Annotated in this window: 18 protein-coding genes; 13 read left to right on the forward strand and 5 right to left on the reverse strand. The window is 70.7% G+C overall.

What is annotated here, in order from left to right; genetic code table 11:
* Window positions 1-16 precede the first annotated feature (16 nt).
* From HED23_RS11055 to HED23_RS11075, 5 genes are all read right to left on the reverse strand, one after another.
* Window positions 17-565 (reverse strand): TetR/AcrR family transcriptional regulator, encoded by a 549-nt coding sequence (locus tag HED23_RS11055; RefSeq protein WP_203183218.1) that lies wholly within the window; start codon window positions 563-565, stop codon window positions 17-19.
* A gap of 271 nt (window positions 566-836) precedes the next feature.
* Window positions 837-2,210 carry an amidohydrolase gene (locus HED23_RS11060; protein ID WP_203183219.1) on the reverse strand — a complete coding sequence of 458 codons (1,374 nt, stop codon included), beginning with the start codon at window positions 2,208-2,210 and terminating at the stop codon, window positions 837-839.
* A 75-nt stretch (window positions 2,211-2,285) separates the two neighbouring features.
* The gene (locus HED23_RS11065) at window positions 2,286-3,584 is read right to left on the reverse strand and encodes an amidohydrolase family protein (RefSeq protein ID WP_203183220.1); all 1,299 of its coding nucleotides are present in this window, start codon (window positions 3,582-3,584) and stop codon (window positions 2,286-2,288) included.
* A 240-nt stretch (window positions 3,585-3,824) separates the two neighbouring features.
* Window positions 3,825-4,538 (reverse strand): GntR family transcriptional regulator, encoded by a 714-nt coding sequence (locus HED23_RS11070; protein WP_203183221.1) that lies wholly within the window; start codon window positions 4,536-4,538, stop codon window positions 3,825-3,827.
* A 79-nt stretch (window positions 4,539-4,617) separates the two neighbouring features.
* Complete coding sequence (locus HED23_RS11075; protein WP_203183222.1) at window positions 4,618-5,094, reverse strand: hypothetical protein; 477 nt, start codon at window positions 5,092-5,094, stop codon at window positions 4,618-4,620.
* A gap of 623 nt (window positions 5,095-5,717) precedes the next feature.
* On the opposite strand from HED23_RS11075, the gene HED23_RS11080 reads away from it, so the two are divergent.
* The 13 genes from HED23_RS11080 to HED23_RS11140 all read left to right on the forward strand — a co-directional run bounded on the left by HED23_RS11080 (window position 5,718) and on the right by HED23_RS11140 (window position 22,574).
* On the forward strand, window positions 5,718-7,568 hold the full coding sequence (locus HED23_RS11080) for a phage tail sheath C-terminal domain-containing protein (RefSeq protein WP_203183223.1): 1,851 nt from the start codon (window positions 5,718-5,720) through the stop codon (window positions 7,566-7,568).
* 28 nt (window positions 7,569-7,596) lie between these two features.
* Window positions 7,597-8,121 carry a phage tail protein gene (locus HED23_RS11085; protein ID WP_033300128.1) on the forward strand — a complete coding sequence of 175 codons (525 nt, stop codon included), beginning with the start codon at window positions 7,597-7,599 and terminating at the stop codon, window positions 8,119-8,121.
* An 8-nt stretch (window positions 8,122-8,129) separates the two neighbouring features.
* On the forward strand, window positions 8,130-8,888 hold the full coding sequence (locus HED23_RS11090; protein WP_238441919.1) for a hypothetical protein: 759 nt from the start codon (window positions 8,130-8,132) through the stop codon (window positions 8,886-8,888).
* Window positions 8,881-9,618, forward strand: a complete 738-nt coding sequence (locus tag HED23_RS11095) for a hypothetical protein (RefSeq protein WP_203183224.1) — start codon at window positions 8,881-8,883, stop codon at window positions 9,616-9,618. The genes HED23_RS11090 and HED23_RS11095 overlap by 8 nt, the downstream gene beginning before the upstream one ends.
* A gap of 5 nt (window positions 9,619-9,623) precedes the next feature.
* Window positions 9,624-10,511, forward strand: a complete 888-nt coding sequence (locus tag HED23_RS11100; protein WP_203183225.1) for a DUF4255 domain-containing protein — start codon at window positions 9,624-9,626, stop codon at window positions 10,509-10,511.
* A 30-nt stretch (window positions 10,512-10,541) separates the two neighbouring features.
* Entirely contained in the window at window positions 10,542-12,785 is a 2,244-nt protein-coding gene (locus tag HED23_RS11105; protein WP_238441920.1) for an ATP-binding protein, read from the forward strand.
* Window positions 12,776-13,063 carry a hypothetical protein gene (locus tag HED23_RS11110; protein WP_203183226.1) on the forward strand — a complete coding sequence of 96 codons (288 nt, stop codon included), beginning with the start codon at window positions 12,776-12,778 and terminating at the stop codon, window positions 13,061-13,063. The genes HED23_RS11105 and HED23_RS11110 overlap by 10 nt, the downstream gene beginning before the upstream one ends.
* The gene (locus tag HED23_RS11115; protein ID WP_203183227.1) at window positions 13,060-19,314 is read left to right on the forward strand and encodes an eCIS core domain-containing protein; all 6,255 of its coding nucleotides are present in this window, start codon (window positions 13,060-13,062) and stop codon (window positions 19,312-19,314) included. The genes HED23_RS11110 and HED23_RS11115 overlap by 4 nt, the downstream gene beginning before the upstream one ends.
* A 208-nt stretch (window positions 19,315-19,522) precedes the next feature.
* Entirely contained in the window at window positions 19,523-19,753 is a 231-nt protein-coding gene (locus tag HED23_RS11120; RefSeq protein ID WP_203183228.1) for a hypothetical protein, read from the forward strand.
* Between the two features lie 54 nt (window positions 19,754-19,807).
* The gene (locus HED23_RS11125) at window positions 19,808-20,488 is read left to right on the forward strand and encodes a hypothetical protein (RefSeq protein ID WP_203183229.1); all 681 of its coding nucleotides are present in this window, start codon (window positions 19,808-19,810) and stop codon (window positions 20,486-20,488) included.
* 5 nt (window positions 20,489-20,493) lie between these two features.
* Window positions 20,494-20,868 carry a LysM peptidoglycan-binding domain-containing protein gene (locus HED23_RS11130; RefSeq protein ID WP_203183230.1) on the forward strand — a complete coding sequence of 125 codons (375 nt, stop codon included), beginning with the start codon at window positions 20,494-20,496 and terminating at the stop codon, window positions 20,866-20,868.
* Window positions 20,861-22,000, forward strand: a complete 1,140-nt coding sequence (locus HED23_RS11135) for a hypothetical protein (RefSeq protein ID WP_203183231.1) — start codon at window positions 20,861-20,863, stop codon at window positions 21,998-22,000. Before HED23_RS11130 ends, HED23_RS11135 begins: the two co-directional genes overlap by 8 nt.
* Window positions 22,001-22,043: 43 nt before the next feature.
* On the forward strand, window positions 22,044-22,574 hold the full coding sequence (locus tag HED23_RS11140; protein WP_203183232.1) for a phage baseplate assembly protein V: 531 nt from the start codon (window positions 22,044-22,046) through the stop codon (window positions 22,572-22,574).
* Window positions 22,575-22,724 lie beyond the last annotated feature (150 nt).

Here is a 22,724-nt window from a genome sequence, read left to right on the forward strand (position 1 = left end):
ATCTGGACGACTTCTGTCAGCCGGTCGGATGCCCGAGGGTCCTCAGCGCCCCCTGGACCAGTTCGGCACGCATCGTGTCGGGTTCGGCATCCACGTCGGCGGCGACCGTGACAGCCACGCCGCCGATCACCATCTGCGCCCGGACGCGGGCGCCCGGCTCCTCCGAGCGGCCGGCCAGCGCCGCCGCGAGCTGGTCGACCCCTCTGGGGATGACGGCCAGCACCGGGTGGCCGAGCATGTCGGGCAGCTCGGCGAAGATGATCTTTATTTCCAGGTGGAAGCGCATCGCGAGGCCGACGTAACCCGCGACCGCCGATTCGACGGCTCGGTGGCCGTCCAGCGCCGAGAGCTCCTCACCCATGGCGTAGAGGCTCTCGGCCGGGGGTGTCAGCAGTTCGGTGAGGATCGCGTCCTTGCCGGCGAAGTGGTACAGCAGGGACGCCTTGGAGCAGTGCGCCTCGACTGCGATGTCATGCAGCGAGGTCCCCTTGAAGCCGTGCTCGGCGAAGAGGCGCAGTGCGGAATCGAGAATCTGACGACGCATCGCGGAAGGCGGACGTGGCATGGGGCCACCGTAGCTGACCGATCGGTCAGAGCTGACCGATCGGTCAGGCGTTTCGGGTGACACACGCCACTCCGGGCCGTGGCCGCCGTGCCGGCAGGACGGCTCGGCGGTGCGGCTCGGCAGGACGGCTCGGCGGTGCGCGCGGCGGTTCCGGAAAGCACGATGGCCCTCCATCTCGGATGGAGGGCCGTCCACGGGCTCGTCCCGGGCGTGCGGGCCGGGCGAAGGCGTCGTCGCCCGGCCCGCACCGTGGCGAGGTGGAGCGGTGGGCCTACTTCCCGGCCGGCTTGCCCCGGTCGAGGAACTCTCCGTCACGCGCCACGACGACTCCGCCGTGCACGACCATGTCCCGTCGGGGCATGTCCACCACGACCTGCGGCAGGCACTCGCCCCGGAGCAGGACGAAGTCGGCCGGGGCGCCGGGCCGCAGGTCCGCGTGCGGCAGACCCATGACGTCCGCGCCCCCGTGGGCGGCGACGTCGTAACAGTTGGTCAGTTCCTCGTCGAGCCGCACGTCCGTGACCCACCCGAGCAGATGGGCGCGATGCAGCATGTCGGCGTTGCCGAACGGGCTCCATGAATCGCGCACGCCGTCGGAACCCAGTCCCACGCGCACTCCGTGCTCGCGCAGCCGGGCGATCGGCAGCACCAGGGAGTCGGACGGTGCCACCGTGGTGAGCGCGATGTCCAGTTCCCCCAGTTCGGCGGCGAGGGGAGCGAGCTCGCCGTCGGTCAGGCCGGTCAGACAGAAGACGTGGCTGACCGTGACCTTGCCGGTGAGGGCCAGGGCGCGCGTGCGGTCGATGATGCCGCGCAGCGCCTCGATCCCCTTCGCCCCGCGGTCGTGCAGGTGGATGTCCACGCCGATGCCGTGCCGGTCCGCGATGCCGAAGACGAGGTCGAGCTGCTCGTCCAGGGCCTGGTCGAAGCCGCTGGGGTCGATGCCGCCGATCATGTCGACGGCGCCGGAGCGCGCCGCCTCCTCCAGCAGCTCCGCGGTACCCGGGGTACGGATGACGCCGTGCTGGGGAAAGGCCACCGTCTGGACGTCCAGGGCGTGACGCAGCCGCCCGCGCGCCTCCGCCAGGCCCTCCACCCCGGCCAGGCCGTAGGCCGGGGCCACGTCGGCGTGGGCGCGCATGGCCCGCGTGCCGCGGGCGACGGCGTGGGCCATCAGGCCGTACGCGCGTTCCGCGACGGAGCGGCGCTGACTGTGGAACAGCTCCACGTCCTGCTCGACGTAGTCCGCGATCCCGCTCGCCGGCCGGCGTGACACCCAGGACCCGCCCCAGGTCGTCTTGTCGGGGTGGATGTGCGCGTCCACGAGGGACGGGAGCGCGATCCGGCCGCCACCGTCGACGACCTTCGCGCCGCGGGGCGCCGGGCCGCGCGACACCCGGCCCTCGACCACCACCAGGTCCGAGGGATCCGGTGCGCCGAGCAGGCGTACGTCGCGGAAGACCACGGCCCCGCCGCCGGCCTGTGCGGCACCGGAGGCGGCCGCGTCGGCCGGGGACGCTCCGGCCGGGGAGGCCGGGCCGATGACCGCCGCGGCCGTCGTGGCCGTGGTGCCGGCCAGTGCTGCGGCACCGGCCAGCACCGTGCGGCGGGAGAAGGTACCGGGGACGGGCGAGGACGGCTGCATGGGGACTCCTGCTGCGGTGTCGGTGCGGCGTGGGTGACGGGGGAGTGGCCGGGGGCCCGCCAGGGCCTCCTGGGGTCAGAGCGCGTAACCCGCCCGGACCACCCGTACCGGCTGCTTGAGCACTGTGACGTCGGCCAGCGGGTCGCCGTCCAGGAGGATCGCGTCGCCCGCGAAACCGCGCGCGAGGCGGCCCACCGTGCGCTCCAGTCCGAGAAGACGGGCCGCGCCGGTCGTGGCGGTGCGGATCGCGTCGAGCGCGGGCAGTCCGGCCCCGCGCATCAGCTCCACCTCCCTGCCGATCGGGCGTACCGTGCCGCCGGACGAGTCCGTCCCGGCCGCGAGCGGGACGCCGAGTTCGTGGGCGGCCAGGACCGCCCGCTGCAGGACGGGGAGGTAGGTGCGCCCCCGCTCGGCGAGGACCGGGTCCTTGGACTGCGCCAGGCCGGCGATGGCCGCGAGGGTGGGCGTGAAGTACGTGCCCCTGCGGCGCATCTCGCTCAGGGTGCGCTCGCCGACGAACGCGCCGTGTTCCAGGGAGCGGATGCCGGCGGTCACGGCGTCGTGGCAGCCCTTCTCGCTGTAGCTGTGGCAGAGGACGCCCTTGCCCCGGCGCCGGGCCGCGGTGACTATCTCGGAGAGCTGCTCGTGGGAGTACACCTGGACGAGCGGATCCTGCTCGGGCAGCCCGGCGCGCTCGTTGACCCGCGTCTTGATGACGTCGGCACCACGGGCGATGTTCACCTCCACCACACGGCGCAGCGCCTCGGCCGAGCGGACGCCGTCCTTGAGGCGGGCCAGCGGGGTCAGGTCGGGGTCGGCGAGCACGGTCTCGCCGAGGTCCGGGGTGACGAAGATGCCCGCGGCGGTCAGCCGGGGCGCGAGCTCGGGGCTGTGCCGGGCGAGTTCACGGACGGCGACGTCCTGGTAGAACGACGTGGATCCGCTGCGCGCGCTGGTCGCGCCCTGGCGGACGGCGTCACGGGCCTCGGCGGCCGTGCTCAGGTGGATGTGCGCGTCGACCAGGCCCGGGAGGACCCAGCGGCCGTGCGCCTCCAGGATGTCCGCGTCCCTCGGGACGCGGACACTGCCGCGCGGGCCGGACGCGCGCACCGTCCCGTCCTCGATGACGACGACCGCGTCCTCGGTGACCTCACCGGTCGCCGGGTCGAGGAGAGTGCCGCCCCGGATGACGAGGCTGCCGCCCCGCACGCCGGCGGCGGCCTTCCGGGCGGCGGGTGACGACGTGTCACGGTCCACGGAGGCGGCCGTCGCCGGAGCCGCCGCGGCCACGGTCCCCGCGAGGGCGGCCGCACCGGCGAGAACTCCTCGGCGGGTCAGCCTGCCGGAGGGCGGGGGGAGGGCTTCGACGCACATGAGAGCTCCTTGGGGAGTGGACCGATGGCTCCCCATTTTGTATACCAAGCGTGAGCGGCTAGGCAAGGATCATGTCGTCGAACAGCCGAAATGAGCGACGGTGACCCTTTGGGGCTGCTCGTCGACCGCGGGCGTTTCCGACTTGGTATACAAGCCGAGCCGGACAGGCCCGGCGTGTGAGCCGCGTCGGTCGGGCCGGGTCTGCGGACCGTGCCGGCCGGGCTTGTCGTGCGGGCCGCGTCAGGCGTCGCCGAACAGGGAGCGCAGGGCGACGGCCCTGCTGTCGCGCACGTGCAGCAGCGTGCTGGCCGCGGCCGCCTCCATGTCGCCGGCGGAGATGTGCCGGTACATCTCCGCGTGCTGGGCCCGCATGTGCGCGGGCTCCTCGCGCATGCCGAACAGCAGCCGGAGCTGCCAGCTCAGCTGTTCCATGGTGCGTGCGAGCAAGGGGTTGCCGGACATGGCGACGACGCCCTCGTGGAAAGCGGTATGGGCGGCGACCTCCCGCGTCCCCTCGTCCGACGCGGCCGCCGACTCGGCCTGACGGAGGGTGGCTTCCAGGGCGGCGAGTTCCCCGGTGCCGCCCGCTGCCACGGCGCGGGCCGCGAGCCGTGACGCCTGGACCGCCAAGGGCTCCCAGACCTCGTACAGGTGCTCCACGTCGGCGTGTTCGAGGCGCCGTACGCGTACGCCGCTGTGGGGGAGCAGCTCCAGGAGCCCTTCGGTGACCAGCGCCCTCAACGCCTCGCGCACCGGCACCCGGGACATGCTGAGCTCCTCGGCGACCTCCCGCTCGACGAGGCGGGCGCCCTGTGCGTAGCGCCTGTCGACGATGCGCTGCAGGACGGCCTCACGCGCCCGCGCGCTGAGCGGGGCCTGGGCTGTCGCTCCCGGGGCCGGCGCCGGCGATCCGCTGTCGCGGAGCGCTGATCCGCTCCCGTTTCCGTCCGCCACCGTCTCCGCCTTCGTCCGTCCCTCGCCCGGCGTGTCCGAGGCGTGCGCCGGGGTGCCGCCCCGGCGAAGGATAGAGCAGTCAGTCCTCTTCGGACCCGGACTCCGCGGTCGCCTCGGCCCGCAGCAGCGGGTGTGCCACTCCGGGAAACACCCGGGCCCGCACGATCTCCTCGGCCGCGCCGCCCTGTACCACGGTCTCGGCCACGCCCCACGGGCGTCCGGCCAGGTGGACGGTCAGCGTGTACGAGGACGAACAGCCCATGCACTCGTAGCGGTCGGCCCAGGCCTCCACGTCCGTGACGCTGCCCGGGTAGCGCTTCACGTGCAGGTGACGGGCGTGACAGTGATCGCACGTCTCACCCGGCTCACACGTGCCGCCGCACGGGCACGGGACGTCCAGGGAGTCCGCGGGCCGCCAGCGCTGGACGAGCAGGGCGTCGCGGGTCGCGCCCATGTCCTTCATCGCCTTGAGATTCCGCGCGGCGACGTTGTAGGACTCGCCGGTCGCAGCCATCCGGTCCCGGATCACGTCCTTGCGTCCGCGGTTCGTCGTCATGTGTTCCTCCTGGGTGTGCGCAGCCCGTCAGGAGGCCCACGAAATCTTCCTCCCTACGGTACCTGGCGCTCCGCACCCACGGTCCCAGCCAGGGGCCCGGGGCAACTCCCGCCCCCACCGGTCTCCGCCCTGCCGCGGCCCGGGAGCCCACCGGAGCCGCCGGCGCCCCGAGTGCGGCAGTCCGTCCTGAAATCGAACCCCATGGCTATTCCCGTGGTCCGAATGCGCGGCGGCGCGCCGTCATCGAGTCGATTCGGCTTGTTTCTCTCGCGGGCTCCGGGTTTTGTGTGAAGCGGTCGTGAATTGAATCTTCATATGTTGATGGGGAAGTCTTCTGACCATGTCGAATCATTTATTGCCGATCAGGCCAGGCGGCATCGGCGGATGACTGAATCACTGTCTTGACCTGTTCTCGTGGCGGGATACACACTCGCAAGGCACTCATGCATCAGGAGCCACGAGCGCACACGGATGCGGATGGCCCTGCGAGACCAGATATCGCACGGGGTGAACGACGGGGGATGCACACGGGGGATCGTGTGTGCGTATTCGACGTATGCACGCAATTTCTTCACCACTCCTCTTCCTCTCATCTCTTGGTGCGCGAAGGGAATGGAGGGGGAATGCCGACGCACATGGGCTATCCCGGTGTCTACATCGAAGGACTTCCCAGCGCAGTCCGCACGATCGCCTCGGTCACCACCTCGGTGACCGCGTTCGTCGGGCACACCCGACGGGGCCCGCTCAACCGGCCGGTCCGGGTCACCAGCTTCGCCGACTTCGAGCGCCGCTTCGGCGGGCTCACCTCGCAGAGCGCACTCAGCTACTCGGTGCACCAGTTCTTCGGCAACGGCGGCACGGTCGCGGTGATCGTCCGTGTCGCCCGGGCCGGCACGGGTGAGGACGCCTGCGTCACGCTCAGCTCCACGGAGGGCCGCAGCGAGTGCCCCGTGCTGGAGGTGCACGCGAAGGAGTCCGGGGTATGGGGGTCGGGCCTGCGGGTGGCCGTCGACCACGACACCCCCGCGTCGGACAGGACGTTCAACCTCCACATCCTCGACGCCCGTGGCGGAGCCCGGGAGTCCTTCACCGGCCTTTCCATGGACGCGGGCCACGGCCGTTTCGTCGAGACAGTGGTCAACGCCGGTTCCTCCCTCGTCAGGGCGAAGTCCCTCGACGAGGACCGGCCGGACCCGTCCGGCACGGTCTCCAAGCCCTTCGCGGCGCAGCTCCCCGGCCTGGACGTCGAGCTCAAGGTCAAGATCGGCGATGTGGAGCGCGAGTTCACGCTCTTCGAGCCCGACCGCGACGGTGAGCCGCCGCGCACCGTCACCGAGCTGGCCCTCCTGCTGGAACGCAAGCTGCGGGCTCTGCCGGACGCCCCCGGCAGGCACGCCTTCGCCGGGGCGGAGGTCACCGCCTTCGGGCGGCGGCTCCAGGTCGTAGCCGGGTCCGTCGACCCGGACGACGTGGTCCGCTTCGTCGGCGAGTGCGCCAACGACCTGGGACTGGAGGCGTCGGTCAACCCTCCCGTCTTCCCGCTGGAGGGCGGCAAGGACGGAGATCCGCCCGGCCCGCGCGACCTCATCGGCAGCGAAGGCGACAAGACCGGTGTGCAGGCGCTGCGTGACGTGGACGACGTCAACCTGCTGGCCCTGCCGGAGCTGTCGGCGTACGAGTCCGCCGAGGACATGGTCACCGTCCTGTCGGCGGCCGAGCAGCTCTGCCAGGAGCGGAGGATCTTCCTGCTCGTCGACTCCCCGTCGACCTGGGGCAGTGTCGACGCCGCGCGGGCCGGGATCGGAGCGTTCGAACCCGTACGCAGCAACCACGCGGGTCTGTACTTCCCGCACCTGCGGCTGACCGACCCGCTGACCGGGCGGCTGCGTTCCTTCCCGCCGTCGGGCGCCGTCGCCGGGGTGATCGCCCGCACCGACGGCGAGCGCGGGGTATGGAAGGCGCCGGCCGGGACCGAGGCGCGCCTCGCCGGAGTCCGCTCGCTGACGGTCAGGCTGACCGACCGGGAGAACGGGCTGCTCAACCCGCTGGGCGTGAACTGCCTGCGCACCTTCCCCGTGGTGGGGCCGCTGGTCTGGGGCGCCCGCACGCTGGAGGGCGCGGACGCCCTCGACAGCGAGTGGAAGTACGTACCGGTGCGGCGGCTGGCCCTGCACGTCGAGGAGAGCCTCTACCGCGGTCTCCAGTGGGTCGTCTTCGAACCCAACGACGAGCAGCTGTGGCAGCAGATCCGGCTCAAGGCGTCGGCCTACCTCAACGACCTCTTCAGGCAGGGCGCGTTCAAGGGCGGCACGCCGCGTGAGGCGTACTTCGTGAAGTGCGACAAGGACACCACCACCGAAGCCGACATCGACCGAGGTGTCGTCAACGTCGTGATCGGTATCGCGCCGGTCAAGCCCGCGGAGTTCGTGATCGTCAAGATCCAGCAGTTCGCCGGGCAGTTCGACCTCTCGTAGTCAAGGAAAAGGAACACGAAGGAAACCGATGGCTGAGTTCCAGATAAACGCCCATCGCTTCGACCCCTACAAGAATTTCAAGTTCCTGGTCCTCTGGGACGGTAGAACGGTCGCGGGCATCAGCAAGATCAGTCCTCTGAAGCGCACCACCGAGGTGGTCAAACACCGCCACGGCGGTGATCCGAGCTCACCGCGCAAGTCGCCGGGCCGCTCGGAGTTCGAGGGCGTCACACTCGAACGCGGTGTCACGCACGATCCCGAATTCGACCGCTGGGCCAACAAGGTCTGGCAGGTGGGCGCCGGGCTCGGTTCGGAGGTCTCGCTCCGGGACTTCCGCAAGGACATCATCATCCAGGTGCTCAACGAAGCCGGGCAGGTGGCCGTCTCGCACAAGCTCTACCGGGCCTGGGTCAGCGAGTACCAGGTCATCGGCGAACTCGACGCGAACGCCAACGCCGTCGCCATCCAGAGCGTGAAGCTGGAGTGCGAGGGCTGGGAGCGCGACTACGAGATCCCGGAACCGGTCGAACCCTCCTTCACCCACCCGGCCTGAACGTCGCCGTGATCCCTGGGACGGCCCCGGTGGGGCCCGCCGAACTGCTGGGAGCCTGGGAGGCCGGGCTGGCTCTGGGCGCGGCGGAGAAGTCGCTGCTGCTCCACCGGGCGGCCCGTCCGGGGGCCGGGACCGACGAGTTGCTGTCGGTGCCGGTCGGTGAGCGGGAAGCCGACCTGTTCGCGCTGCGCCGTTCGCTCTTCGGCGAGCGGATGCAGGTGCGCGTCGAGTGCGGCGCGTGCGGCGAGGCCATGGAGTTCGAACTCGACGCCGGTGCGCTGGGCGCACGTCCGACGGTGGGGGACAAGCTGCTTCGGGTGGCCGAGGACGACTGGGCGGTCGAGTTCCGGCTGCCCACCGTCGCCGACCTCACGGCCGCCGGTGCCGCCGGCACCCCGGCCGACGCGCGCCGGCGGCTGGTGACGGGCTGCACGGTGCGGGCGCTGCGGGGCGGCGAGCCCGTCGCCCCGGAGCGGCTGGCCGCCCTGCTGCCCGGCCGGGTGGAGCGGCTCATCGCCGAGAAGGCCGCAGAGGCGGACCCGGCGGCCGAGGTGACGCTGAACGTGGCGTGCCCGGACTGTGGCGAGGCCACCCCGGCCGAGCTGGACATCACCTCCTACCTCTGGACCGAACTGGACAGCTGGGCACGGGACCTGCTCCTCGACGTCCATCTGCTGGCCACCGCCTACGGGTGGAGCGAGCCCGACATCCTGGCGCTCAGCCCCCTTCGGCGCCGCTACTACCTGGAGCTGTGCACCGATGGCTGACTACTTCGACCGGCTGCTCGCCCGCCACACACCGGTGGCCGCCGACGGCACCGGCGGACCCGGTACACCCGTGCGGGTACGGCCGCGGCTGTCCGGCCCGTTCGAGCGGGCCGAGGCGCTGCGCCACGGCCCGCCCGGACCGGACGAACCCACGGCGCTGATCCCGGTCGCGCCCCGGGCGCAACCCACGGGTCACCGGCCGGCGCGGCCGGACCGCGAGGTGCACACGGAGCGGCACACAGTGGTCCGCGCGGAGCCCGCCCGGCAGCCCGGCGAGCCTGCGCAGCCCTCCCGGCCCGCGGCAGCCACCCCGTCCCCCCTGCTGCGGCCTCCTGCGACTCCGGCACCGAAGGCCCGGCCCGCCGCGGAGGGCGGGGCGCGCACGGCACGCCGGGGGCTGCCGTCGTCACCGGACGCCCCGACGCCGGCGCCCGTCGTGGTCCCGGTACCGGCACAGGTTGCCGCCGCACCGGCGCGTGCGGCGGCGCTCCCCGTGCCACGCGGCTCCGACGCCGCCGCGCGCGGTGCGGGGATCGGCCCGGTGGGGCGGCGCGCACCGCGTCCGGCCGAACGCATCGTGCACGTACAGATCGGCCGGCTGGAGGTCAGCGCGGGGCCGCCGCCCGGCGCGAACGGAACACAGGCCGGGCGTCCCGTGCAGCGGCCCGGCCGGCCCGCCCCCGTACTGACGCTGGACGACTACCTGTCGCGTGGCGGGAAGAGGGACTGACGATCATGAGCAACGCACTCGCCGTCGCCACGGTCACCCAGGCGCTCGCCCTGCTGATCGAGAGCAACCTGGGACCCGAGATGGACATCGCGGTCAAGGTGGAGACCCGCAAGCCGCCGTCCGAGCCGCCTGCCGAGCCGACCGTCACGGTGTTCCTCTACCAGGTGACCCCCAACGCCGCGATGCGCAACAACGACCTCCCGGCCCGCGCCGCCGACGGCACCCTGCGCAACCGGGTGGCCGCGCCACTGGACCTGCACTACGTCATCAGCGCGTACGGGGAGGAGGCGGAGCTGGTCGGGCAGCGGCTGCTGGGGTGCGTGATACGGACGCTGCACGAGTTTCCGGTGCTGCCACGGGAACTGATCGAACTGGCCGCTGAGCGGCCGCACCTGGCGGGCAGCGATCTGGCGGAATCGCTGCAGCAGGTGCGTTTCACACCGACGGTCATGGACGTCGACGAGACGTCCAAGCTCTGGGGAATGCTGCACCAGACCCCCTACACCCTGTCGGTCGCCTACCAGGCGTCGCTGGTGGTGATCGAGGGCCGCGAGAAGCCCGTCCCGGCGAAACCGGTGGAACGGCGCACGGTACGGGTGGTGCCGTTCGGGGCACCGGGCGCGCCTGTACCGCCCGGTGCGGACGGGGAGTTCGGGGCGGCTGCGACCCCGGCGGCTCCAGGGACCGCCGGACCTCCCGCCACCGCTGCCGTCGCGGTCACCGCCGCGGCCGCTGCCGGGAAGAAGGCCCCCACGAAGCGGGCAGCGGCGACGAAGGCCTCCGCGGCCAAGGCTCCCGCCAAGTCCACCGGGGCCACCACCGAGCGGGCGGTTCCGCCGCGTCCCCGCCGGGCGGCGAAGAGCGGCACACCGACGCCGGACGACAAGGGCTGAGCCGGAGTGCGGAACACGGGGGGTGAGTACATGGGTGCGTACGAAGGGGCCGGTCGGAGCGGCGACCGCGACACGGCGGAGCAGGGAAGGGCGCTCCTGACCGCCGTCCATGCCGTGCTGGCCCGCATCGACACCCACGCCGGGCGCGCGGCGCGCGGCTCGCGTACGACCGGAACGACGGGTGCTGCGGCGGCCGGGCAGTCGGTACGTGTCCCCGGACCGGACACCGTTGTCCTGCCTGACGGCACCGCCGCAGGCGCCCACGCACACGCCCACGTCGGCTCCGACGCCGACCCGCGCTCTGGACCCGACGCCGACCCGCGCTCGGGCTCCGGCTCGGGATCGGGGGGCTCCGGCTCGGGCTCGGGCTCGGGCGCGGGCTCCGGCTCGGGATCGGGGGGCTCCGGCTCGGGCTCCGGCCCCGGTCGGGTGGCCACCGAGCCGGCCGGAACCACCGTCCGGGCCACGCACACCGGGCCCGACGCCCTCGACGCCCTTGTGGCCTGCTTCGGACTCAGCCCGTTCGAGCGCGAGATCGTCCTCCTCGCCGCGGCGGCTGAGCTGGACCCCACCACGTCCGCCCGCTGCGCCGCGGCCTGCGGGGATCCGGAGCGTACGCACCCCACCTTCTCGCTCTCCCTCGCCGCGCTCGTCGATCCGCACTGGAGCGCCCTCACCCCCGTCGCACCCCTGCGGCGCTGGCGGATCGTCGAGCTCGACGACGAGACGCGGCTGACCACGTCCCGGCTCCGGCTCGACGAACGGATCCTGCACTTCCTGGCCGGCTCGCCCTACCTGGACGCACGGCTGCACGGGCTGCTGCGACGGACCACGGCGCCGGACTCGCTGCCGGCCTCCTACGACCTGACGGCGAGCCGGGTCGCGGCGGGCTGGTCGGCGGCGGGACACAGCGCGCCGCTGAGGGTCGAGCTGGTCGGCGGCGATCTCCGTACCCGCGCGGACATCGCCGCCGTCGCGGCCCGCCGTTCGGGCCTCGGCCTCTACGAGATGTCTGCCGCCGACCTCCCGGCCGCCCCCGCCGAGCGAGACCTGCTGGCCCGGCTGTGGCAACGCGAGGCGGTCCTGCTGCCGGCGGCCCTGCTGGTGGAGGTCGGCGACCTCGACCGCGAACAGGCCGCCGCCACCGACGCGTTCGTCGAGAGCGCGGCCGTGCCGCTGGTCGTGGCGAGCACCGATCCGCGTCCGACGGCACGCCCACGCGGTGAGCGTGTCACGGTTCCGCCGCTGGACGCGGACGAGCAGCTCGGCGTGTGGGCCGACGCGTTCGCCGACGTACCGGACGTGTCGGAGGGCGACCTGCGCGACCTCGTGGCCCAGTTCTCGCTGCCGCCCCATCTGGTCCGCTCGGCGGGAGCGGCCGTCGCCAGGGACCTGCCCGGCGAGGACGAGCTGGACGCGACGGGACTGGCCTGGAAGGCGGGTCTCACCGAGGCCCGGATGGGCATGGACGGGCTGGGCCGCCGGATCGAACCGCAGGCCGCCTGGGACGATCTGGTGCTGGCGGAACGGCAGGTACGGGTGCTGCGCGAGATCACCGCGCATGTGCGCCAACGGCCCACCGTCCACGAGGAGTGGGGTTTCGCCGGAACCCTGCGCCGGGGGCTGGGCGTCACCGCGCTCTTCGCGGGCGGCTCGGGCACCGGGAAGACACTCGCCGCCGAGGTGATGGCGAAGGAGCTGGGCCTGGACCTGTTCGTCATCGATCTGTCCCAGGTGGTCAGCAAGTACATCGGTGAGACCGAGAAGAACCTGCGCAAGGTCTTCGACTCCGCCGAGCAGGGCGGGGCACTGCTGCTGTTCGACGAGGCCGACGCCCTGTTCGGCAAGCGCAGCGAGGTCAAGGACTCGCACGACCGGTACGCCAACCTGGAGGTCAGCTACCTGCTGATGCGCATGGAGGCCTACCGGGGCCTGGCGATCCTCACGACGAACATGAAGCAGGCGCTGGACACGGCGTTCATGCGCCGTATCCGCTTCGTCGTCGACTTCCCGTTCCCGGGTGAGAGCGAGCGGGCCGAGATCTGGCGCCGTGTGCTTCCCGCGCGTGCGCCGACGAAGGGCGTCGACCCCGCTCTGCTGGCGCGCCTGACCGTGGCGGGCGGCTCCATCCGCAACATCGCGCTGTCGGGTGCGTTCCTCGCGGCGGAGGAGGGCGACCGGCTCCAGATGCGCCACATGCTGGAGGCCGCCCGCACCGAGTACCTGAAGCTCGACCGCTCCCTGACGCCGTCGGAGGTACAGGGATGGGTCTGAACGAGCAGCAGCGCACCGTACGCGTGGACATCGGCGAGCTGGTGCTCGACGGGTTCGGCCGGGTGGACCCGGAACGCGTGTCGGAGGCGTTCCAGGCGGAGCTGGGCCGCCTCGTGCGGGAACGGGGCGTCCCGCTCGCCGCTGACGGAGGACAGGCGATCGACGCCCTGGCAGGACTGCCCCCGCTGCCCGCGAACCTGTCGGCGCGGCGCCTCGGGCAGGAGCTGGCGCGCGCGGTGCACACGGGCCTTTCGGGTGAGGGCGAGGCGACGCGATGAGCACGTCCCACTCGCAGGAGGTGCGGTCGGACCAGGACGGCAAGAGGCGCAAGCGCAAGGAACGCGCCGCGTCGCGGGCGCCCGAACCGAAGAACATCGTCAGCGGCGCCGGCCATCCGCTCGACCTGGGCGTCCGGCGTGAGCTGGAGGAACAGCTCGGGCACGACTTCAGCCGCGTACGGCTGCACACCGGCCGGGACGCGGGCACGCTCACCGAGATGCTCGGGGCGGACGCGGTGGCGGTCGGCCAGGACATCTTCTTCCGGGAGGGGACGTACCGGCCCGGTACGCAGGACGGTCGGCGTCTGCTCGCCCACGAGCTGCTGCACACGGTGCAGAACCCGCACGGTCTCGGAGCGCTGCGGGCGGGGCGCGAGCCGGGCGAGGTGAGCCTGCCGCAGCAGACGATCGAGCGCGAGGCGGAGACATCGGCGCAGGAAGCCGTGCGGGACGGCGAGCCCTCGGAGCGGATCGAGGAGGGCCGGGCGACGCCCGGCTGGCTGCGCTACGCGACCGTGGACGCGGACCGCAACCGGCTGGAGCAGCTCGACCCGGCGACACTGGTCGACCGGCTGGCGAACGGTCTGCTGCGCTCGCTGCGCGGCGATCCCGCCGACCTGTCCGGACGAGCGCGCTGGGAACTGGCCCGCCTGGCACCGCAGTTGCGGGAGTCCGTACTCGACCGGCTGGAGAACCGGCTGCTCACGTCCGAGTACGACCGGCTGCTCGGTCTCGCCGAGGAGGCGGAGACCGGGCCGGCCGGCTTCACATCGGGCGATGTACCCGCCCCGGAGACCGACCTCTTCGAGGCAATGGGCGTGGAGCGTACCCGGTGGAAGCACGAGCAGGAGGGCGAGGCCGCATCCACCGGCCGACGCGACGCCGACGCCCGCGAGGAGCGGCGGGACGCCACGGACCGCGACGAGCGGCAGGGCAGCGACCGGAGCAGAGCGCGTTCCGACGCGGCTGCCGAGGACCAGGAAGCGGCACAGCGCGATGAGCAGGAGGACGAGCGCGCGCAGTCGCGCGAGCAGGCGGCGCGGGAACAGCAGCAGGAGGGGGAGAAGAGGTCCGCGGACCGGCAGCGCACCGACGAGGCCGCGGACGAGCGGGCACAGGGGCAGCAGGAGGGCACCGAGGAGGCCAAGGAGGAACGCAAGGCCCAACGGGACCGAGAGGAACAGGACCCGGAACAGGCGAACGCTCCCGGGGCCGACAAGCGTAAACGCAAGGACGACGCCAAGAAGCCGGCGGAGGGTTCGAAGCAGGAGAACCTCGACCCGAAGGCGAAGGCGCAGCCCGGCCCTGTCCGTCCCGAGAAGGTCGATGAACGCGGCGACCGGCCGGACAGCGCACTGTCCGAGCACGGCCTCCACGAGAAGGACGAGGACGAGGGCGAGCCCGGCGAGGAGGAGAAGCCGCTCGGTCTGGAGGCAGGTGCCGAGAACGAGATCGACGGCGGAGAAGACAGTGGCGAAGGTGTGACGGAGGGTCGCACCGGGCGTTCGCGATCCGTCGCTTCCGCTCCAGCGGGTCCCGTCGCCGATGAGATCGAACTCTCGGAGGACAGTTCTCCCAGCGCGATCGCCAACGCGTTGGCGTTCCCCGAGCCGATTTCCGACGGGACCGCGCAGGACGACGGCCGCGCCGCCACGAACGGACAGCCGGCCCCCGGTGACCGCACCGAGCAGGAGGAGCCGGACGTGACCGGCGAGGGCCAGGACCAGGAAATCGGTCCGGACCCGGAAACATCCGGACAGCGGGATCCCGCCCCTGAGCCCGAGGCGCGGAATTCGGGCCAGGAGCAGGAGCAACAGCCGGACGAAGACGCCGAGCGGGACGACGGGTCCGCGGAGAAGGGGGCCGAGTCCCCCGAAGGCAAGGGAAAGCCGGACGCCAAGGAGGTGCCGGAGGAGGAACAGGAGCAGAAACAGGAGCGGGAGGGGGCAGCGGAGCGGGAGAGGCGCACTGGGGGAGAGGATCCCCGAGGTGCGGCTGCGGCAGGATCACCGGCGCGACCGAGTGCGTCTGCTGCCTATACGCGAGACACCAAAGCCGCCCCTTCCCCGGCCTCGGCCCTTACACCCGCCGGGCCGCGGACCGAGCAGACTCCTGTCGAGGACCACCAGCCCTCCCCCGCCACACGGCGGACCGCCGAACCCGCGACGGGTGACCACGACGCCCCCGCGCCGAAGAGCGTCATTCCGAAGGAATCCGGGGCGGGAGCCGCACCGGTAGGGACGTCCGGCGGCAGCGAACCGACCGGCCCCTCTGCTGCCGCGGGGCCGGGCAGCGCACCTTCGGCAGCTCATGCCTCGGTCAGCCCGGCGGCAGCACAGGCGGACAGCCCAGGCGCGTTGGCCCCCGGGGGCGCGAAGGCGCAGCCCGAGGCCTCGCTGGAGAAGGACGGCGGTGGCTGCTCCCCGCCGGAGCCCGCAGCGGAGAAGGACGAGGCAGGCGGCAGCTGTGGCGGGGGCGGAGGCGGGGCACCCGAAGCCAAGAAGGACGAGGAGCCCCCGGACGTCTCCGGCCAGGACCCCAAGGCGGCGATCGGCACGGTGAGCAAGCTGGCGCCGGACCAGGCCGCCGTCGCGATGCCTGGCGTGGACGCCGCGGCGGACAAGAAGGTGGGCGAGGAGCAGCAGCGTCTGAACGCCGCCCCGCCCGAGCGGGAACGCCCTTCGGGCGCGCCGCGTACGCAGTCGGGGCCGCCCGAGGCCGCGCCGCCGGCCGCACAGGTGACCGGCAAGGTGGAGAAGCTCGGGCCGAAGGACCAGGGCGACAAGCAGCAGGCGAAGGGCAGCGAGAAGGCAGACGGGGCCAAGCCGACGGACAGCGCTCCGCCGCCGCCCATGCCCGTGGCCGCCGAGCTGAGCGCCGACGAGGCGAAGAGCGTGGAGGCCGCTGCCGACGCGGTCCCGACCGTCGACCCCGAACTGCGCAACAGGACGGTCGGTCCGGCGCCGAAGATCCGGCTCGAGGGGGCGAGCGACCCCAAGCGGACGGACGACCAGGCCAAGGCGCTGAAGAGCAAGCAGTCCGACATCCGGAGCACAGGGCGCGAGGACGCCGCCAAGCCGATGGGCGAGGACCAGATCTATCCGGACGCGCCCCGGGAGCAGCTCGTCGGCAAGGCGACCGGCCGCGCGGCTGCCAGGCGTGGCGCCGGAGCGGCCAAGGGCTCGCGGGCCGGACCGGGTGTGGGCGCGGTCGCCAAGCAGGAGCGTGGCGGAGAGCTCCAGGGAGCGGCAGGACAGGCACAGGGCGAGCTGGTCGTCGAGGAGAAGAAGCACAAGCAGAGCGAGCAGCAGTCCAAGCGGGAGAAGCAGACCGAGATCGACCGCGAGGTCACGCAGAACGCGGAGAAGCAGACCGCGGAGCGAGGCCGGGCCGCCGAGAACGCGCAGCGCGAGCGCGAGAACTGGCGCACCGAGCAGGACCAGAAGGCCGAAGAGGCGGACAAGAACTCCGAGAAGGAGCACACCGCCAAGAACAAGGAGATCGTCAAGGCCCGCGACGACAAGGACAAGGAGGTCGGCGAAAGGAAGGACAAGGACAACCAGCAGATCGACACGGAGCGCGAGAACGCGGAGAAGGAGGCGGAGAAGAAGAAGGAGGAGAAGAAGCCCTCCGGAGGGTTCTTCGGCTGGATCGCCGACAAGGTGAAGGGCTTCTTCAACGCACTCCTGGAGGCCGTGACGGCGGTGTTCGACGCCGCGCGCAAGGCCGTGAACAGCATCATCGACACGTTCAAGGACTGGGCGAACAAGGCCATCGACTTCGTGCGCGACCTCGCGATCGCGGCGATCGACGTCCTCGCGGACGCGCTGATCGCGATCGGGGACGTACTGCTGGCGGCGTTCCCCGAGCTGCGGGACAGGTTCCGCAAGGCGATCGAAGGCCTGAGGGACAAGGCGATCGCGGCGGTCAACACGTTGGCGGACGGCCTGAAGAAGGCCGTGAACACTCTGCTGGATGCCCTGGCGGCCGGCCTGAACGCGCTGCTCGACGTCCTCGAGGCGGGGATCAAAGCCGTCATCAAGGCCTACCAGGCGGTCATCCTGGGCGCGATCAAGTTCGCACAGGCGGCGATCGAGGCGCTGGGCAAGTTCGCGGCGCTGGTCGCGGACATCGCGCCGGATCCGGGCGGCTGGACAGGCAAGGCCGGCAGTTCGGCGAAGTCCGGTATCCAGGACCATCTGTGGGGCGCGATCAAGACGGGCGTCAAGCGGTGGTTCGACACCAAGGTCGAGGGCATCCTCGGGCTCGGCAAGGCCGTGATCGACGTCCTGGTGAAGGGCTGCGTCTCGATCAAGCAGATCGGGAAGATGGCATGGGACGCGATCATCGCCTCACTGCCGATGATGATCGCCTCGATCGTGATCGAGAAGGTCGTCTCGATGATCGTCCCCGCGGCGGGCGCGATCCTCACGATCGTTCAGGGCCTGATGGCCGCGTGGCAGAGCATCAGTTCGATCCTCGCCGCATTCAGCAAGTTCTGGGCGTACCTGAGGGCAGTGAAGGCAGGCCCCGCCGCCTGCCTCTTCGCGGAGGCGGTGGCCGCCGGCATCGTGGCCCTGCTGGACTTCATCGCGAACTTCCTGATGATCCGCCTGTCGGGCGCGACGAAGGGCGTGGGAAAGCGGCTCCAGGCGATGGCCCAGAAGATCATGAAGGGCCTGAAGAAGACGGGAAAGGGCGCGAAGAAGGCCGCCGGCGGAGCCGTCAACCGCGCCCGTGGAGCGGTTCGGAAGGCGGCCCAGGCGCTGCGGAAGCCGCCAGGGCCTGCGAAGCCCCACGGCCCGTCCTCAGGGAGCCGCCCGGCCACGACCGCCCCCGGTCCGGAAAAGCCGAAGAGGGACACGACACGGGACAAGATGCCGGACAGGGCGCCGGACAGGGCGCCGGACAAGGGGCCGGAGACCAAGCCGGTCCCTCAGCTCGACAAGACCCCGGAACCAAAAGGCAGGAAGGACGCAGCACCGGACAGGACGCCCGAGAGCAAGAAGAGCTCCGAGCCCGACAAGACCCCGGAATCCAACAGCAGGAAGGAGCCCGAACCGCAGGCGTCCACGAAACATTCCAAGAAGGAGTCTCCGCTGGGTAACGCACTCAAGAAAATCAAGCAGAGCGTCAGGTCCGCGCTCAAGAAAACCCGGAATGCCGGGCGCACGATAGGTAAGAAGCTCCGTAGGAGCAAGATCGGTCAGGCCCTCCGAAGCAGCGCCAAACGTCTCCACGCCAAGGCTCTGGCCAGAATGAGGCGACTCAAGGACCTCCGTAACTCCCGCCGACTCGATGAGGATCGGTCGGCGCAGCAGGACAGGCGGCGCGAAGAAGAGCGAAAGCGCGAAAGAGAATCCGCGCAGAAGGATGAACGGCCGACGGTGAAGGCGTCGTTCACGATGAACGGCGAGCGTCACCGGATGGTTCTCAAGCCGTCGGGCGCGGATGTTTCCGTGAAAATGGAATCCAGGCTCCTGCCGTTGGAGGACAGATACAGGGCTGCCTACAACGAGATCGAGTTCTTCAAGGCGTACGTGAGTCGGATCGAAGATCCGGAGACCCGGCGACGCTTCGAGGTGGAGTTGCTGGACGAGATCAGTGAGTTCCAGGTCGACAGCGTGAAGGAGTACAAGTCTGCCTTCAAGGAAGCCTTCCCGCACCGCGCGAACGAGCCGCTCGGCCTGTCTCGGCAACAGCAGGCCATGTCGCGGGCAAGGGTGCAGCAGCTGGTATGGCAACTTCGCGGAATGAACCGCAAGATCACGCGCTGGGCCAACCGCAATGGGATTGTCGATCTCGATCGGAGTGAGATCGGGAAAGGGATATCCAAGAAGGGTGAGCGAATCTGGGGCGAGCGGTATCAGAACATCAAGAAGACCATCGACGGCGTCGTGCTTCGATTCACCTACAAGGGGCGGAAGCTCGAGTACGTGGGCAGTCTCAATACTGGAACACGGGGCCCGCACAAGGGGAGGACGGCGTTCAACATCAATGACTTCGACGTGGACCTCTTCGTCGTGCACCCTGCCGAATGGCGGAAGTACCTTCCCGTCGTCACCGCGGAGGCTCCGGAAAAAGTCAGCAACGGGAAGATATTTCCCATCTGGCCGCAGATGCGAGAGCTGTACAACCTCGGCCGAACCGTAGGGAAAGCTCTCACTCGAGTCCTCAGGGGGAGGGTCAAGGACTCCGAAAAGTTCACGGACGAAACGGAGGTGGTCCTCCGCGAGAAGGATTCCTATTGAACGGAAAAGAAAAGCCGGGGCGTGTGACCTGGAAACTATAGGAAGGTGCCACAGGATGCCGGAATGTACGTATCTTGAGTTCTCAATCAGAACCGACGCGACAATGGATGCCGAGCGAATGGTGAGGAATGTCGGCCGGGCCTTGGACTGTGCGTTCGAGAAGGGGTACCACTTGGAGACTCCGGCGTGGATCACAAAATTTTTGGGCATGGAGATCCACCTCTACGAGTGGCGCGGTATCGAAAATGCAAGGATCTTCAGGCTGCACGGCAGGATCAATCGGAAAAAGTATTCAGCCACTCAGCAGGGGGAAGAGGTCAAGTTTTCGAAGACAATTATCGACAGGCAAGTGATCGACCTGCTCGGTATGCAAGGAGCAGGGACGTGGCGCACCCCTTCCAAGGCCGACATCGCGGCAGAGATTTCCTACGGATCCTGAAATCTTTCGGCCTCGCACCCACACGCCCCTGCGCGTCCGCAAGGAGGTACGCCTGTGACCCGCTACGCAGACATCCCCAAGCCCATCCGCTCCGGCATCGTCGTCGTCGATCCCGAGCGCGGCACCCCCCAGCGCATCATCGTCCTCCAGTTCAACCCCGACACCCTGGAACGCAGCCTCGCCCCCCAGTCCGCCGGCGGGAGCGGTGACTCCGGGGGAGGCGGCAGCGGGGACCGCAACGAGGCCCTGCGACTCAAGGGGCCCGCCGAGGAGACCTGGAAGTTCACCGCCGAGATCGACGCCACCGACCAGTTCGAGGTCGCCGCCCCCGACGGGATCCACCCCGAGCTGGCCACCCTCGAGATGCTGGTGCACCCGACCACGGCACAGCTGATCGAGGGGAGCAGGCTCTCGAAGAAGGGGACCATCGAGATCAGTCCGATCGAGATGCCGCTCACCCTCTTCACCTGGGGAAGCAAACGCGTCATGCCCGTGCGGATCACCGAACTGGCCATCAACGAGTCGGCGTTCGACGTGAACCTCAATCCGATCCGGGCCGGCCTCAGCATCGGCATGAAGGTGCTCAGCGTCAGTGATCTGCCCGCCGGGCACCGCGGGGCGGATCTCTACATGGCTCATCTCGCGCAGAAGGAGCAGCTCGCCAGGGCCGCGCGCGGGGGCGGACTCGGTTCCCTGGGGCCGGCCGGGGGCCACACCGTGATGGGGAGGGGCTGAGGAGCATGACCGGGATCGAACCGTACGAGAACGCGCTGGACGCCGTACCCGGCGCCCATCCCTACCCCCGCTCCAGCCGCTACCACGACGCCGAGATCGGCGTGCACCGGATGGCCGACGGGACCGAAGTGCGCTACACGAAGCGCAGGTTGCTGCCCCCGCTGAGCGAGACGGCGGAGGAGAGCGCCCCGTACACCGTCAGCAGCGGAGACCGGCCGGACCTCCTCGCGCAGCGGTACTTCGGTGACCCGGGGCAGTGGTGGCAGATCGCCGACGCCAATCCGGTGCTGGATCCGCATGAGATGACCCAGGAGCCGGGCCGCACGATCGCCGTTCCGCACGCCGGGGGCTTCCCCGGGACGGGAGCGCGGTATGTCTGACCAGCCCGTGGGGAGCGGGCCCATCCACATCACACTGCAGACGGGGCCCCGGCTGACCCGCCCCGTCCCGCCCGAGGTCACCGAGGCGCTCCTGTCCGCCCAGATCACTGCGACCGCGGGCGAACGCGGTGGATTCCAGATGGCGTTCGATCTCACGAAGCAGGGTGTGCTGTCCCGGCGGCTGCTGCCCGAGGGGTTCTTCGACCCGAAGACCCGGGTGATCCTGTCCGTGAGTGTGAAGGGCACGGCCTGGGTGCTGCTCGACGGACTCGTCGTGCGTCAGGAGGTCGGCGCGAGCAACCAGCCGGGGCACTCCACGCTCACGGTGACGGGTGAGGACCTGACCCTTCTCATGGACCTCGAGGAGCGCACCGACCGGTACCCGAACCTGCGGCCCTCAGGACGCGTCGCCCGCATCCTGGCCAAGTACGCGGACTACGGCATCGAAGCCCGCGTCTTCCAGGAACAGATCGAACAGCCGCCGCGCGAACAGCTCAGGGTGGACTACCAGTCGGGCACCGACCTGAGCTATGTGAACGACCTGGCCCGGGCCAACGGGTACACGTTCTACCTCGAACCCGGACCCCGCCCCGGTCACTCCACCGCCGTCTGGGGACCGGAGGCCCGCATCGGACAGCGGCAGCACGCGCTCAACGTGAACATGGACGTCAACTCGACCGTGGACCAGCTGACGTTCGCGTACGACGGTACGGCGAGGGAGGAGCCGCAGGCCCGGGTGCAGGACCCGGCCACCAGGGACAGCCGGCTGCTGCCGCAGCCCGACATCGGGCCGCTGCGTCCCCCGCTGGGCCGCCGTGCCACCCCCGCGCTCAAGCGGCGCACGCTGTCCGGCACGGCGAAGAAGGAGTCGGCGCAGGCGCAGGCGGAGCTGCTGGCACGAGCGGCGATGTCCGCCGATGCCGTCTCGGGGTCGGGGTCCCTGGACGTGAACCGGCACGGGTACATCCTGCGTCCACGCGAGCTGGTCGGGGTCCGCGGCGCCGGTGTGACGTACGACGGCGACTACTTCGTCAAGTCCGTCACCCACACCATCAGGCCCGGCTCGTACCAGCAGAACTTCACGCTCTCGCGCGAGGGCCTCATCGCCCGGAGCGGCACCGTACGTCCGTGAGGGCATCGACAGCGGAAGCGGAAGAGAACCAGGAGAACTTCGCATGGCTGCAGGTCCGAACAACCGGTTCCTCGGCAAGTTCCGGGGGCGGGTGGTGGGCAACGACGATCCGCTGAGGATCGGGAGGGTCACGGTCAAGGTGCCGGACGTCCTGGGCGACGAGACGTCCACCTGGGCCATGCCCTGTCTGCCGTTCACGGGCCCGCAGTCAGGGCAGTACGTGGTCCCCGCCGAAGGGGCGGGCGTGTGGGTGGAGTTCGAGCAGGGCGACGTCAGTTTCCCCATCTGGACCGGCTGCTGGTACGGCGACACGTCGGAACTGCCGCCCGACGCGCTGACCGGAGGACCCGCGCACCAGAACGTGGTGATCCAGACCTCCGACCGGCACAAGTTCGTCGTGGGTGACGTGCCGGACGGCGGCAGCGGCATCCGTCTCCAGGCCGCGACCGGGGCGTACATCCAGGTGGACGAGAAGGGCGTGACGATCGCCGACGGCCAGGGCGCCTCGGTCGTGCTGGCCGGGGGCGAAGTCGACATCAACGACGGCCGGCTGATCGTCGCCAAGAAGCAGTGAAGCAGTGAAGCAGTGAAGCAGTGAAGCAGCGAGGCAGTGAAGCACTGAGCCATGGAGCACCGAAGCCGTGGAGCAGTGAGCCATGGAGCACCGAAGCCGTGGAGCAGTGAAGCCGCGTAGGCAGCAGGAAAAGACAACGGGGAGAGAACT

The sequence above is a fragment of the Streptomyces pratensis genome (assembly GCF_016804005.1).
Lineage (GTDB): Bacteria > Actinomycetota > Actinomycetes > Streptomycetales > Streptomycetaceae > Streptomyces > Streptomyces pratensis_A.